At 43.8% G+C, this 1,586-nt stretch carries 3 protein-coding genes; all 3 read right to left on the bottom strand.

Going from position 1 to position 1,586, the window contains the following annotated elements:
* A partial coding sequence (gene coaE / locus R8N28_RS24355; protein ID WP_318183564.1) for a dephospho-CoA kinase occupies window positions 1-165 on the bottom strand: 165 nt, incomplete at its 3' end.
* Window positions 166-1,035 carry an A24 family peptidase gene (locus R8N28_RS24350; RefSeq protein WP_318183563.1) on the bottom strand — a complete coding sequence of 290 codons (870 nt, stop codon included), beginning with the start codon at window positions 1,033-1,035 and terminating at the stop codon, window positions 166-168.
* 64 nt (window positions 1,036-1,099) lie between these two features.
* Window positions 1,100-1,586, bottom strand: a 487-nt coding sequence (locus tag R8N28_RS24345; RefSeq protein ID WP_318183562.1) for a type II secretion system F family protein, incomplete at its 5' end; no start/stop codon positions are given.

Here is a 1,586-nt window from a genome sequence, read left to right as displayed (position 1 = left end):
AAAATGTTGAATGATTGCATTTAACCCGGGAGTTCCAGGTTCGACGACTTCTCGTGCGACAATATCTGCATCGACAATATCAATTTTAAACTGCTGCTTGAACAGATTCGCTACGGTAGTTTTACCGCTGGCGATACCACCCGTTAAGCCTATTACCAAAGCCATTTACACCCCTAAAATTGACGTGAAGTACCAACTTAGAATTTGATCGCCCCAGATTAAGCTTGCCCATCCTGCAATCGCTAAATATGGGCCGAAAGGGAAAGCTCTCTCTATACCTTGTTTTTGTAGTCGTAACTGAACGAGCCCGAATATCACACCGACGACGGAAGAAAGTAGGATGATCATTGGTAATGATTGCCATCCTAGCCAAGCGCCAAGGGCGGCCAGCAATTTAAAATCACCGTAACCCATGCCTTCTTTACCAGTAAGCAGTTTGAAACCCCAATATACTGACCAAAGACACAAATAACCGGCAATCGCACCAATTACGGCGTCTTGTAGACTAACAGGGCTTATTTCTGTTAATGCTAACGCAATGCCAGCCCAAGTGAATGGTAATGTTAATTGGTCCGGTAGCAGCATAGTATCGAGATCGATAAAAGTCGCGGCTATTAAGACAAATGTGAAAAAGATTAACGCAACCGTAAAGTAGCTAAAGCCGAAATGATAAGCCACAAAACCAGCGCACGCAGCAGTGAGTAATTCTATCAGCGGATAGCGAGGACTAATTGCGGTATGACAATGATGGCATTTTCCTTTTAACAATAGCCAGCTGATTACAGGAATATTGTCTCGAATACGAATTGGCGTCGCGCAGTTTTGGCACGAAGAGCGAGGCACGCTTAATGTCAAAAGTTCTTGAGGTGGCTTAATCTTATATTCAGGGAATGATTCGGCGCATTCACGGCGCCATTCTAACTCCATGATTTTAGGTAGCCGATAAATGACTACATTAAGAAAACTACCCACAATTAAACCGAAGATACTGGCAAACACCACGAATAGCCAAGGGTAGTACTGGAACACTTCCATATTTATCTCTTGAGCGATAAGTCAAATCAGCAACATGCTGTTTTGAAGGGATTAACGGCTCATTCTAGCCCAATACACTCATTAAGTTAAAGATTGGCAAGTACATTGCTGTGACCAAGCCACCGACAACGATACCTAAAAAAACGATAATTAATGGCTCTAAGATTTTACTGAGGTTATCGACGGTGTTGTCCACTTCAAACTCGTAAATTGTGGCGACTTTATTGAGCATGTCGTCAAGTCGGCCGGATTCTTCGCCGATCATAACCATTTGCAGCACCAACTCAGGGAACACGTTGCAATTGCGCATTGCAACATACATCGGCATTCCTGCTGCGGTATCGCGATAAACCTCTTCGATAGCCAATTGATAATGCATATTTCCGGACGTTTTCGATGTGGTTTTTAAACTGGTTAGAATCGGAATGCCCGCCGTAAAGCTCGTAGCGAGGGTTCGACTAAATTTTGCGATAGCGGCTTTCGATAAAACTGCCCCAAGGACTGGAAACTTAAGCACAGAGCGGTTGAGCATTAAGCGAAAAGAGTCAGAA

The organism is Vibrio sp. Vb1554, assembly GCF_033344235.1.
The sequence above is the reverse complement of the archived record's forward strand: the minus strand, read 5'-3'. Positions and strand labels throughout refer to the sequence as shown.